9 protein-coding genes are annotated in these 12,135 nt (G+C 68.6%); 3 read left to right on the top strand and 6 right to left on the bottom strand.

Translation table 11 applies throughout. The annotated features are described in order from the left end of the window. Positions 1-15: 15 nt before the first annotated feature. The 5 genes from E1202_RS28045 to E1202_RS28025 form a co-directional block, all read right to left on the bottom strand. Positions 16-600 (bottom strand): DUF5825 family protein, encoded by a 585-nt coding sequence (locus E1202_RS28045; RefSeq protein WP_132686340.1) that lies wholly within the window; start codon positions 598-600, stop codon positions 16-18. 4 nt (positions 601-604) lie between these two features. Continuing rightward, positions 605-2,422, bottom strand: coding sequence for a RiPP maturation radical SAM C-methyltransferase (locus E1202_RS28040; protein ID WP_132686339.1), 1,818 nt, complete (start codon positions 2,420-2,422; stop codon positions 605-607). A gap of 567 nt (positions 2,423-2,989) precedes the next feature. Next, a complete protein-coding gene (locus tag E1202_RS28035; RefSeq protein ID WP_132686338.1) occupies positions 2,990-3,913 on the bottom strand; it encodes an alpha/beta hydrolase in 924 nt (307 codons plus the stop codon). A gap of 80 nt (positions 3,914-3,993) precedes the next feature. Continuing rightward, positions 3,994-5,919, bottom strand: coding sequence for an FAD-dependent monooxygenase (locus E1202_RS28030; protein ID WP_132686337.1), 1,926 nt, complete (start codon positions 5,917-5,919; stop codon positions 3,994-3,996). Between the two features lie 179 nt (positions 5,920-6,098). After that, entirely contained in the window at positions 6,099-6,860 is a 762-nt protein-coding gene (locus tag E1202_RS28025) for an IclR family transcriptional regulator (protein ID WP_132686336.1), read from the bottom strand. Between the two features lie 249 nt (positions 6,861-7,109). On the opposite strand from E1202_RS28025, the gene E1202_RS28020 reads away from it, so the two are divergent. The 3 genes from E1202_RS28020 to E1202_RS28010 are packed head-to-tail and all read left to right on the top strand — an operon-like array spanning position 7,110 to position 11,426. Continuing rightward, entirely contained in the window at positions 7,110-7,922 is an 813-nt protein-coding gene (locus E1202_RS28020) for an SDR family NAD(P)-dependent oxidoreductase (RefSeq protein ID WP_132686335.1), read from the top strand. Positions 7,923-7,969: 47 nt separating this feature from the next. Continuing rightward, positions 7,970-9,178: a serine hydrolase domain-containing protein gene (locus E1202_RS28015; protein WP_132686334.1), complete on the top strand. Its 1,209-nt coding sequence runs from the start codon at positions 7,970-7,972 to the stop codon at positions 9,176-9,178. Between the two features lie 7 nt (positions 9,179-9,185). Beyond that, on the top strand, positions 9,186-11,426 hold the full coding sequence (locus E1202_RS28010; protein ID WP_132686333.1) for a cytochrome P450: 2,241 nt from the start codon (positions 9,186-9,188) through the stop codon (positions 11,424-11,426). Positions 11,427-11,504: 78 nt separating this feature from the next. Here E1202_RS28010 and E1202_RS28005 read toward each other — a convergent pair whose 3' ends face one another. Beyond that, positions 11,505-12,083 (bottom strand): TetR/AcrR family transcriptional regulator, encoded by a 579-nt coding sequence (locus E1202_RS28005; RefSeq protein ID WP_132686332.1) that lies wholly within the window; start codon positions 12,081-12,083, stop codon positions 11,505-11,507. Positions 12,084-12,135: the final 52 nt, after the last annotated feature.

Here is a 12,135-nt window from a genome sequence, read left to right as displayed (position 1 = left end):
CGCTGTTCACCGCGCTCACATAGCCATTGCCGGTACCGGCCAACGGCGAAGGCGCGCCGGGGCCCACCACGCGAGTTCTCCGGCCCGGACTACCAGGTCGTGTTCGATGAAGAGGGCGACCGCATCGGGGTCACACTCGTTCGGGCTCAATCCCGCGGCGAGTTGATGCGCGACCCCTTGCAGGAAAGGCTCATCGATCGTGTAGCAGTCGAGCACGCCGGATCGACGGTCACGGACCTGGATGAACCCAGGCCCCTGCCGGAGAACACATTTCCCGGGGTGGAACGCGGTGGACCACTCCTCCAGCTCCGCGCCCGTTCCCGCAGGTGGAGGTAGATGCGCGAACGACTTCCACTCGGCTGGTATCTCCGCAGCCGTCCAGTCGACCAGCACGCCCCAAGCCTCCAGTTCGCGAATCAGATCGAGAGGTGGGCGCGCCGAGTCGTCGGTCAGGCAGAGCGGTTCCATGAACACGACTCGACGGATGCCGGCCCTGAACAGCACCTCCGCCTGCGCGGGCGCCGTGGTTGAAACTCGTTCGCACACCACAGGTTCCTGGGCGAGGCGGCCTCGATGATGCAAGTAGGCTTCGATCTCCACGTCGTCACCCGACCCTCAACTGCCGCTGATTGTTGGCTTCGGGGACGACGTGCACGTAGTGGCCTCCATCGGTGAAGACCAGCCCGGCTGCCTGCCAGGACATCAACGTGTCCTGGATTCCCGAGCCGAAGCGCTTCTGGAGTGTTGACAACCCCCTCGGACGATCGAGCATCTCGAACAAAGCCACATCGTTGCCGGCAAGCACGTGTTCGCGCTGGCCGAACCCGGGGCGATCATCCACGATCACGGTCTCGGAATCCATCCGTACCAATTCCAGGTCGCTTCCCCGATGCGCAGCCCGCCAGGCAGCCGCAGCATCCAACAACCGCTTCTCGGTATCGGCCCCGATGCCTGCGGGCTCGCTGGTGAACAGATAGGCGATATCGGCCAGTTCTTCAGATGGCAGATCGTAGTTGCGGGCGTACTGGGGATCAGGGCTGCGCTCCGAAAAGCCCAGCTCTAAGCGATCGAAATACGGGCTGAAGCGCTCCAGCGCGATGCGGTCAGCACCGTCCATCGGCGGAAGATGATGCAACGCGGCCATTTGATCGATCATTGGGATGTAGTCCGACTCCAACTCGCCAGGAAACCCGTACAGGTAGTTCCACATCACGGTGAGGCCCAACGAGCTAGCATCCCGGAGAAAACGCACGTTCTGGCAGCCGCTCACCCCCTTGTCCATGATCCTAAGGACTCGAGTGCTGAGATTCTCGATGCCGGGCTGCACCTGGACGACTCCGGCGTCCACGAGCAGGCGCATCTGATCGAATCGGAGGTTCGACTTGACCTCGCATTGAATCCGCAGGTCGCATCCGGATTCGACGAATTCCGGCAGGACCGTGTTGAGGTAGCTCATGTCGAGGATGTTGTCCACGAGGTACACATCGAGCACCTGATGCTGAGCCGCGAGCTCGAGCAACTCATCGCGGAACCGTTGGGGACTCTTGCTTCGAAACTCCATGAAGGCCCCGTTGAGACCGCAGAACGTGCAGTGGTGCTTTTCTCCCCACCAACAACCGCGGGATCCCTCGACGACCAACTTGGGCTCCACCTCGGTGGATGCAGAACAGGAAGCGTGCCGCTCGAAGTAGTTACCGAAGTCGGGCGACACTATGCTCCCCGGCGGCAACGGGGCGGCGCTCGGCGCGTTCGCGCTAGCCTCCGACTTGTGGCGCCAGCACAACCCGGGGATCTCCTGCAAGCCACCCCCGGAAGCGAGCCCGTCGAGCAGCGCGGGGAACACAGCCTCGCCTTCCCCGCGGACCACGAAGTCGACGAACTCGAAGTTCCGATGCCAGGCCGCCCCCTGCGGCCCCTCGCAGTTCGCCCCACCCAGCACCGTCCGCAACGCAGGATCGATGCGTTTCAACTCACGAGCCAGGGCAAGCGAGGCCGCATTTTGCTGGAACGTCGTGGTGAGGCCAACCAGCGCGCCGGCTGACTCCGCCAGCTTCTTGGCATACATCGAGATCCAGTCCGGCACGAGCTCGTGCAGTTGCACGCACAGCCGGAGCAATGCCTCGTCGATGTCTCCGCGATGCGCCGCGTAAAATTCCTCGACGCGCCAGGACCGATCGTCATAAAGCGCAGAGGTGAAGATCCAGTCGCCACAGCCCTGGAAGTAGCTGTCAAGACTGAAGAAGTCGTATTCACGCAGGCCGGCGCCGAACTCGCCGTGCATCCAATCGAAGAAGTCGAGGTTCGCATCCACCACGGCGACCCGATGATCCCCGCCGCGTTCGGCAGCCGCTTTGAGGATTCCACATGCCAGTGACGGGTACGCGACCGACGCCCACGGCATGTTGACCAACGTCACGTCCACTCGATCAAACCTCCGAATCGGCAAAAGCGGGGTGGAGCGACGAGGCATGCGCGCATCCCCCAGCCGCCCCACCTTTCCGCTACTTGGAGATCCGCACGCCTGTGGTGCCGCCGCCGATCGCGTGCGGGGAGTTGTGCACCGTCTTCTTCTTCATTTTCTCACCCCCTCAACAATTCGATCTTGGGCCGCAGGCATCGATTATCAAGCGGCCAAGCATTAAAGCTGGGGAGATGGACCAGTTGCGAGATCGCGACTCTACCAAGGACCACAGTCGACCCAAATCCCAAAATGCCCGATTCCCCAAGCGCGCCCAACCTTGTTTTTCACTCATTTCCCAAAATGCCGAAGCCCGTATCAAACAAGCAGATCAAATTCGCTTGAATTGCGCCACACCACCCGAAAAGAGCAGCATCACACCGAGAGGGTTGAACGCTCAACGTCCGATTTGCACGTGCTCGACACCGATCTCGCACCCGCCAGTACCCGTCTCACCCCTCAAGCAGGTGGATCACCTTTCCGGATTCAACGAGGTGAGGGTGCTATCCAGTGTCGCGACCTCGTCGCTGGTCAGGTCGCCGGGTGCAGGGCTCGGCGGAGGGCGCCGCGGGTTTCGGTGGTTTGGCGTTGGGACACCGCTGCGCCGGTGAGCACCGCCGAGCGGTGGAACGTGCCGGGGAAGAGGTGCAGTTCGACCGACACGCCCGCGCGCAGCAGGCCGGAGGCGTAGGCCAAGCCCTCGTCGCGCAGCGGATCGGTCTCGTACACCGACACGTACGCGGCGGGCAGCCCGGACAGGTCGTCCGCGCGGGCCGGAGCCGCGTACGCGGGAACGTCCCCGATCCACCCGCGCAGGTAGTGCCCCCAGCTCAGCACCGCGTCGGCGTGGTTCCACAGCGGCGTCGCATCGAACGTGCGCGCCGAGAACGTCTCGACGCGATCGTCGACCTCCGGGGCGTCGAGCACCTGGAAGCGCACCGGCGGTCCGCCCCGGTCCCGGACCAGCAGCGTCAGTGCGGCGGCGAGCCCGCCACCCGCGCTCATGCCGTGCACGGCGATGCGTGCGGGGTCCACGCCGAGCGACTCGGACTCCGAGGCGGTCCAGCCGAGCGCGGCGTCGCAGTCCCGCAACGCCGCCGGGTACGGGTGCTCGGGCGCCAAGCGGTAGTCGACGGCGACGACGACCGCGGGCAGGTGCGCGCACAGGTCGACCGCCTGCGCGGTGAGGGAATCCACGCCTCCCATCACGAACCCGCCCCCGTGCAGCAGGAGCACGGCGGGCAGCGCAGCGGGCGCAGCGGCGGGGCGGAAGACGCGCACCGGCACACCTTCGCCGCCCGGAACCTCGTGTTCGGCCGCGGTGACCTCGTCGGGCACCTCCTGCGCCGCGTTCGCGGCGAGCTCCGCCATCCGCGCCCGAGCGCCGTCGAGGTCGTGGATGTGCAGGTCAGGCAACGCCGGCACGGCTGCCGCCAGTTCGGGATCGAGATGCACGGTTGGCCCCCCGAGGTGTGCGATGACGCCACGGTCCCACCGCACCAACCCGACCCGCCACCGCTGCGGCGAGCGCCGCCCTAGCTCCCGCCCGACGGGGCCGTGGACGTCCCGGCCTCGACGAGGACTCCGCGGAGGAAGTCGACGAGCTCGTCGTGGGCGTCGAGCGGCAGGACGTGGGCGACGTACTGGTCCGGCCGGACGACCACGAGCGCTCCGCGGTCCCTGTCCAGACCGCGCAGGTCGAAGATGTCGGCGGCCGGGTCGGGGCAGAAGACCTTCTCGTAGTCGACGAGCGCGAACGGTCCCTTGCGCGGCAGGAGGACCGGCGGCAGGTCCTCCACGGTGACGTCGCGATGTCCCTGCTGCAGCACCGCCCGGACGTCGATCACCGAGTCGGGGTCGGCGCCGGGCGGGGTGAACCGGGCGATCGGCGAACTCTCGGAGGCCAGGAACCGGCCCAGATCCCGCAGCCGGGAGTCGGCGCTGCCGGGGTGAGCGCGATCGGCGAAGGCGTAGAGCCGCCAGGCGCCGTCGGCCCGGGCCGCGTGCCCGAGGTGCACCGGCTTCGCGTCGGCCAGCCGGATCACCGGCGCCGAGTGGAACCGCATTCCCAGCGGGAACCCGTCCGCCAGTTCCTGGTGCGGTGATGCCGCGGTGAGCAGGGAGGGTTGATAGCGCACGGCGACCCCAGCGGTGAACCGGCCCTGCTCGCGGAAGTAGTGCTGGAACCGCTCCGGATCCGCGCCACCCTCGTCACCGTCCGATCGGGCGCTGAACAGGGCGGCGAACTCGCGGTCGAAGTCGATGAGCCGCTGGGCGACCGCTTGCCGTTCCTCGGAGTAGGTGCGCAGCAGCTCAGGTCGCGCCGTCCCGCGCAGCACCGCGCCCAGCTTCCACCCGAGGTTCCAGGCGTCGGCCATGGAAACGTTCATGCCCTGACCGGCCTTCGCGCTGTGGGTGTGGCAGGCGTCGCCGGCGATGAACACCCTCGGCTCACGCGCGCCGGACTCGTCGGCGTCGTCGAAGCGGTCGCAGAGGCGCTGGCCGATCTCGTAGACCGCCCACCAGCCCACGTGCTTCACGTCGATGCTGTAGGGGTGCAGGATCCGGTTGGCGACCGCGGCGAGCTTCTCCGGCGTCGCGCTGCGATCGCGCAGCATCTCGGCGTCGCGGTCGTTGTCGAGCTCGATGTAGAGCCGCACCAGGTAGCCGCCCTCGCGCGGGATGATCAGGATGCTGCCCTGCTCGGAGTGGATGGCCGACTTCAACCGGATGTCGGGGAAATCGGTGACGGCCAGGACGTCCAGCACGCCCCACGAGCTGTTGGTCGCATCGCCCTCCAGCTTGCGGCCGATGGCTTCCCGGGTACCGCTGCGCGAACCGTCGCAGCCCACCACGTACTTGGCGCGGATCGTCGAGGTCTCGCCCGTGGGCTCGAAGTTCTCGACGTGCTGGAGCGTGACCGCGACCGGGTGCTCGCCGTCGGTGCCGAGCTGGACGTCGGTGGCGTGCAAGCCGTAGAACGGCTCGGCTCGGCTGGCCGAGCGGCGCATGTGGTCGCGCAGGTGGGCCAGCATCCGCGCCTGGTTGACGATCATGTGCGGCATCTCGGAGATGCCCTCCTCCACGTCGTCGACGCGCCCGGCGCGCACGATCGCACCGCTGCCCTCGGGGTCCGGCCGCCAGAAGCTCACCTCGTTGACCTGGTAGCCCTCGTGGATGAGCCGGTCGGCCAGTCCGAACGCCTCGAACATCTCCACCGTGCGGCAGGCGACACCATCGGCCTGGCCGACTTCCAGCGCTCCGTCCCGCCGGTCGACGATCACCGTGCGCAGCTCCGGGAACTGGGCGAGCTGGGCCGCCAGCACCAGGCCGGCCGGGCCGCAGCCGATGATCACCACGTCGGCCGTGTCCCGCAGCCCGGACGTCCGTTCCGCGACGGACGGGTGGGGCTCGTCCACGAACGGATCGCCGGGCTTGTAACCGTCAAGGTAGAACTGCACTGGTCTGAACTCCTCTTCGCATCCGCGGGCCGTTCTTGGATCGCCCGCTGAGCTCCGCCCGGACCACCGGGTAGCGCGTCCACCCTGCGACGGCCCCGGGCTGAGGAACAGGTAGTTCTGCTGTGAAGAATTCGCCCCGGTTCCGCGAGCCGTGCCGCTGGCCGCGGAACCGGAGGTGGTCATTCCCGATGCAGGTCCTTCTCCAACACGCTCGCGGCCGAGGAGAGGATCGTGATGATCGGGCGCAGCCGCCCCCGGTCGTACCGCACGCTGGGCATCGACACCGACAGGCCCGCGATCGCAGCGCCCTCCGGGGATCGGACGGGCACGCCGATGGCGACGACCCCGCGCTCCGAACGCCCTTGGTTGAGCGCGAATCCGTTGCGCCGGACCTTCGCCAGCTCCCGGCGCAGCCGGTCCACGTCGGGCACCTCGGCCTGGTCCGCTCCGGCGTAGGTGGAGTCGAGCTCTTCGTCGGTGAGCTCGGCGAGCAGCAGCAGGCCCGCGGTGGTCTGGTGGGCGGGGAAGACCATGCCCTCGCGGGAGCCCACCCGCAGCGCCTGCCGGCACTCCGCGCAGGCGATGAACCGGGTGGTGGTCCCGGTGCGCACCGTCAGGTTGACCGACTCCCCCAGCTCGTCCACGAGCCTGTGCAGATGGGGCAGGGCGGCCTGCCGCAGCCGGGAGGCCGTCGAGCGCGAGTGCGAGGCGAGCTCCAGGACAGGTCCCGCGCGGTAGACCTTGGTGTCGTCCTGCGCGGCGAAGTCCCGGTAGACGAGCATCGCGAGCAGGCGGTGGGCGGTCGATCGCGCGACACCCAGGCGCTCGGCCGCGTCGGCGACGCTCAGACCGCCTTCGAGCTGCAGGATCGTCGCCAGCCGCAACGCGTGATCAACGCTGGCGATGGCGTACGCCGGGGGTTGTTTCATCTCCGCGGCCATCAGCCCTCCGAGTTCGGTTCTGGTCTGCAGAATACGCGGTTCCACCAAGTGCGCAGCGGCCCAGCACAGGCAGCCCCGCCCGCCCCAATACGCCTTCCCTCCCACGGGAAAACTCACATGGACACCCCGTCCAACTTTTCGGCGCGCGAATCTAGACAGGTTGTCCAAGTCTTTGCGATGCTGGCCCGAAGCCACCGGCAGTGAGGCAGCGCACCGGCAGAGCTGCCTCGTCACGACAGGGAGAACCGGATGAGAGTGGATGGCGCCATCGCAGTCGTCACGGGAGCCGCTTCGGGAATGGGACTGGCCACGGCCAAGGCCCTGACCGACGCCGGCGCGACGGTCTACGGCATCGATCTGCGCCGGGAAGCGCTGGACGAGGAGTTCGCCCAGCTCCCCCGCGCCCGCGGCTTCGCGCTGGACGTGTCCGACTCGGCAGCGATCAACGAGGTCTTCGGCCGGCTCGAGGCCGACCACGGCAAGCTCGACGTCCTGGTCAACGCCGCAGGGGTGTCCACCCCCGGCGGGGAGCAGCAGGCATGGGTGGACGGCATCAACGACCGGATGGTCAACGCGGCCAAGACCGGCGAGACGTTCCACCCCGAGTTCCTGAACGGGATCACCGATGCGGACTTCGACCGCGTGGTCGCCATCAACCTCAACGGCACCTTCTACACGATCCGCGCCGCCGTGGAGCTGCTGAAGAAGGCCGGCGGCGGTTCGATCGTCAACTTCGCCTCGGTGGCGGGGCTCATCGGCCTGCCCATGCCCGCCTACTACCCGGCGTCCAAGGCCGCGATCGTCGGGCTGACCAAGGCGGTGGCCGCCGAACTGGCGCCGTTCGACATCCGCGTCAACGCCCTGGCCCCGGCCGGGGTGAACACCGCGATGCTCAGCGCCTCCGGCGACGACCACGTCCAGGCGCTGCTGGCGCTGCAGCCGCTCAAGCGCGTCGCAGAACCCGACGAGGTCGGCCGCACCGTCCTGTTCCTGGCCTCCGACGCCGGCAAGCACTTCACCGGCCAGACGCTCTCGCCCTCCGGCGGCGCGCTCATGGCGTGAGCGCGCCTGCCCGACCACCCCTGCCCCGCAGCACGAACGGAAGAACAGTGCCCGAGAACCACGACCCCCAGGTGACCATCACCGACGTCCCCGGCCTGGAACGTCGATTCCTCGAAGTCCTGGACGAGTCCATCCGCGGCGACATCGCGCGCGGCGACTACCACGGCGCCACCATCATCGTCGCCCGGCACGGCGAGATCGCGCTGCGCGGCGCCTACGGGGTGTCCGATGCGGACACCGGCCGACCGACCGCGACCGACGACGTCTACCGCGTCCTGTCGATGTCCAAGGGCTTCACCAACGCGCTGGTGTTCCGAGCCCTCAGCGAGGGAAAGCTCATGCTCTCCACCCGCGTCGTCGACCTCATCCCCGAGTTCTTCGGGCCCGAACCGTTCCGGGCCGCGCGCAAGGACCGGATCAACGTCGCGCACCTGCTCACCCACCGCGCCGGCATGCCCGCCACGCCGAACCCCGGCCTGGGCCCGGAGAGGTTCGCGGTGCTCGCCGACGTCGTCGACGCCCTCGGCACCGTCGACGTGGTGCACGAGCCGGGCACCCACCTGCACTACTCCCCCGCCATCAACCACGCGCTGCTGGGCGAGATGGTCCGCCGCGCCCACGGTGCCGCGTCGTTCCGCGAACTCGTGCACGAGCAGGTCTTCCACCCGATCGGCATGACGCACACCCGCTTCGGGCTCCCGCCGGAGTGGCGGGACCGCGCCGTTCCGCTCAAGGTGGTCGCGGCCACCGATTCCTGGCTCGAACCCGACGACATCGAATGCCTCAACGACGTCATCGACCGTACCGACGCCGAAATGCCCTGGGTCGGCGCCGTTTCCACGATCGACGACGTCTTCGCCTTCACCGAGGTGCTGCGCAACCGGGGCCGCACCGACGACGGCGAGCAGATCATCGGCGAGTCGGTGCTGGACTTCGCCACCACCAACCAGACCGGCGACGACATCAACGACCTCTACGGCATGGTCGCCCACGCGCGCAGGTGGGACCTGCCGCCCGGCAACATGGGGCTCGGCATGGCACTGGCCGGAACCGGTTCGCACGCCCGCTTCTTCGGGCCTTTCGTGTCCCCGCGCACCTTCGGTTGCTACGGCGCCGGGTCCTCGCTGCTGTGGGTCGACCCCGTCTCGGACGTCTCGTTCTGCTTCCTGTCCTCCGGCGTGATGGACGAGGGCGACAACGTCGCGCGCTTCCAGAAGCTGTCCTCGATCGCCGCGTCCGCGGTCCGCTCCAGGTGAGGTGTCGATGACCACTCAGCACGACGCGACCGGAGGCTGCCCGGTCACCCGCGGTTTCGACGTCATGTCCGAGGCGTACTACCGCGACCCCGCGCTGCACCTGGCCGCGGCCCGCGAGGACGCCCCGGTGTTCTTCTACGAGCCGCTGCACGGCTGGGTGGTCACCCGGCGCGAGGACGCGCTGCGCGTCCTCGGCGACTGGAAGGCGTTCTCCTCGGAGGCCAACACGGCGGCGCGGGTTCCGGAGAAGTACCACGACACGTACCCGCCGGAGCTGATCTCCAGCATGATCGTCGGGCAGGACCCGCCGCGGCACACCGAGACCCGCAAGATCGCCCAGCGCGGCTTCCTCAAGGAGCGCATGGAACGACTCCAGCCCGAGATCGAGGCCCGCGCCCACCGCATCATCGACCGGTTCGAGAACAGCGGTTCCGGCAACATCGTCGAGGACTACTGCCTCGAGCTGACCACGCAGACGATCATGGCCCTGCTCGACCTCGGCTACGACCAGGAGCAGATGCTGCGCCAGGTGCGCGACGACCTGTTCTCCGTGCTCTCCAGCGCCCACGCCGACATCACCGAGGACGCCAGGCTGGAGATCTGGGACCGGTTCGTGGCCGCCAACCTCGAGCTGAGGGAGATCATCGAGGCCCGGCGCGGGTCGGAGGCCGACGACCTCATCTCGGTGCTGGCCTCGGCCCGCGACGCCGACGGTTCCTGGGCGCTGGACACCGCCCGCATCGGCCTGCACGTCGCCGAACTGGCCGCCGCGGGCACCGACACCACGGCCCAGGCCATGGCCAACGCGATCCTGTTCCTGGCCCGCTCCCCCGAGACCCTGCAGGAGGCGATCGCCGAACCCGAGCTGTGGCAGCGGGTGTTCGAGGAGACGGTGCGCCGCCGGCCGTCGTCGACGTTCACCTCCCGCCGCGCCACCGCCGACGTCGAGATCGGCGGGGTGCGCATCGCCGCGGGCGAGATGATCCACGTCGCCTTGAGCAGTGCGAACACCGATCCTGCGCACCACGACCGGCCGTTCGAGTTCGACATCCACCGGCCAGACCCAACCGATCACCTGGCCTTCTCCACCGGGCGGCACACCTGCTTGGGCAACCCGCTCGCCAGGGTGCAGGGGCCCACCGGGCTCAAGGCGCTGTTCCAGCGCCTGCCGTCGCTGCGACCCGACGAGCCCGTCGAGCTCGACTTCCGGCCGACCGCACTGGTCCCGATCCGGCGAAGCCTGCAGGTCAGCTGGGACACCGCCGACGTCCAGCGGTCCAAGGAACGCACCGTGCGCACCCTCAACCTCGAGGTGCTCGAACGCGCGGAGGTCTCGGACGGCGTCATCGCCCTGACGCTGGGACACCCGGACGGCGGTGAGCTGCCGCGCTGGAAGGCCGGAGCGCACATCGACGTGCACCTCCCGGGAGCGGAGGAGCCGCTGGTGCGCCAGTACTCGCTGGCCTCCGACGCCGACCAGCGCACCACGTACCGCATCGGAGTGCTGCGGGAACCCGACGGCCGCGGCGGTTCGGCGGCCGTGCACGACACGCTGCTACCGGGCTCGGCGGTCACGGTGTCGTGGCCGCGCAACAACTTCCGGCTGACGCCGGCATCGCGGTACGTGTTCGTCGCCGGCGGCATCGGCATCACCCCGATCCTGCCGATGATCGCCGAAGCCGAGCGGGCCGGGATCGAGTGGGAGCTGGTCTACGGCGGGCGCAGCCGCGCGTCGATGGCGTTCCTCGACGAACTGGCCGCCCACGACCGCCGGATGACGCTGGTGCCGCAGGACGAGTGCGGGCTGATCGACGTGCCCGGACTGCTCGGCACGTCCCGGGACGACTGCCTGGTCTACGCCTGCGGCCCCGAACCGCTGCTGCGCGCCGTCGAGGAGGCCATGAGCGGCTGGCCGAAGGACTCCCTGCGCCTGGAGCGGTTCGCCCCGAAGGCGGTGGAGCGCACCGAACCGGATTCACCGTTCCAGGTCGAGCTGGCCGAGTCCGGGACGGTCGTCGACGTCGGCGCCGAGGAGACGATCCTGGACGCGCTCGAACGGTCCGGACTGCCCGCGATCTCCTCGTGCAAGACCGGCACCTGCGGCACGTGCGAGACCCGGATCGTCTCCGGCCGCGCCGACCACCGGGATTCGATCCTCACGCCCTCCGAGCAGGAGGCCGACGAGACCATGATGATCTGCGTCTCGCGCGCCGCCGACGGGTGCGCGCGGATCGTGCTCGACCGGTGAACGCATTCGGGCCATGCGCGGGAAGCTGCTCGCGCATGGCCCGACCGGCGTGGCGCCGAATTCCGTTCCAGCGACGGCTCATTCGCCGAAAAGGCGCGCCCACTGCGCGGCCAGCGCGGTCAGGACTCGATCCTCGTGATCGCCGCGGCGGCGTATGTAGAGGAAGTAGAAGTTGCGCTCGAGGCTCATCATGAGCGTCACCATGTGCGCCTCCCGGTCCAACCGCTCCTCCTCGGAGCAATCCCGGTAGAGCGCGACCTGCGCCCGGCACATCCGATGGATCAGACCCAGCCACTCGTCCAGGATGTCCGGTTCGTCGCCCATCGCCTGGGCGATCGCGTTGAACTCGGCCGCGTAGCGGAACCACATCTGCCGCGCCCGGTCGACCCAGCCCCGCATCGTCTCGGGCGAGTGATCCGGCAGCGCGTCCAGCGCGGTGTAGAGCTCCTCCACCTCCGGCTCCAACTCCCGCATCCTGGTCATGACCAGCTGGGACTTGGTGTTGAAGTACAGGTAGAGGTTGGCCCGGCTGCCTCCGGCGGCGTGCGCGATCTGCGCCATCGAGGTCTGCGCGTAGCCCTTCTCCTGGAACAGCTGCAGCGCCACCTCCACGAAACGCCGTCGCGTGGCGACGCTCCGCGCAGTGCGGTCGGTCATGCTGCGGCCTCGTTCCTCTCGGGACGTCTCGCTCGACCTCGCCATTTTGCCC

The sequence above is a fragment of the Saccharopolyspora karakumensis genome (genome assembly GCF_004349225.1).
In the GTDB taxonomy this organism is placed as follows: domain Bacteria; phylum Actinomycetota; class Actinomycetes; order Mycobacteriales; family Pseudonocardiaceae; genus Saccharopolyspora; species Saccharopolyspora endophytica.
The sequence above is the reverse complement of the archived record's forward strand: the minus strand, read 5'-3'. Positions and strand labels throughout refer to the sequence as shown.

Bases quoted from the DNA above. Each gene is read 5' to 3' on its own strand.
- E1202_RS28020 (WP_132686335.1), top strand. From the start codon at position 7,110: ATGAGAGTGGATGGCGCCATCGCAGTCGTCACGGGAGCCGCTTCGGGA.
- E1202_RS28005 (WP_132686332.1), bottom strand. From the start codon at position 12,083: ATGACCGACCGCACTGCGCGGAGCGTCGCCACGCGACGGCGTTTCGTG.
- E1202_RS28010 (WP_132686333.1), top strand. From the start codon at position 9,186: ATGACCACTCAGCACGACGCGACCGGAGGCTGCCCGGTCACCCGCGGT.
- E1202_RS28025 (WP_132686336.1), bottom strand. From the start codon at position 6,860: ATGGCCGCGGAGATGAAACAACCCCCGGCGTACGCCATCGCCAGCGTT.